The organism is Adlercreutzia sp. DFI.6.23, assembly GCF_024462535.1.
GTDB classification, from domain to species: Bacteria; Actinomycetota; Coriobacteriia; order Coriobacteriales; family Eggerthellaceae; genus Adlercreutzia; species Adlercreutzia rubneri.
Map to the genome: position 1 here is coordinate 1 of NZ_JANGBP010000482.1, position 303 is coordinate 303.

The window sequence follows — 303 nt, forward strand, 5'->3', positions numbered from 1 at the left end:
CTTAAAAATGGGCTTTGTGAAATGCCGCATTTTGCAACTTGAGCTAAATAAGCTCGGCGCACAGGAGCGCGCTACTCGTCCTGCACCCCGAAAAGCACTCCCTCATATAGTTCGTCCAAACCGGCTTTCAGAGCCCTGAACTCCGGAATATACGCCTCGACGATGAGGTCGACCATGGCGCGGGCGGTGTCCCCATCGTAGATATGCGAGAGGTCGTTGCTGTTATTCAGCATTTCGAGCCACAGATCGCCGTCGATGAAATCGTAGGTGGCAAAAGCGGCCTTGAGAATCTCGCGGGGCGAG

The 303-nt window shown here is 54.5% G+C and carries 1 protein-coding gene; it reads right to left on the reverse strand.

Features of this window, described 5'->3' with window-relative positions; translation table 11 throughout:
- Window positions 1-71: 71 nt before the first annotated feature.
- A partial coding sequence (locus tag NE591_RS14235; protein WP_256156981.1) for an HI0074 family nucleotidyltransferase substrate-binding subunit occupies window positions 72-303 on the reverse strand: 232 nt, incomplete at its 5' end.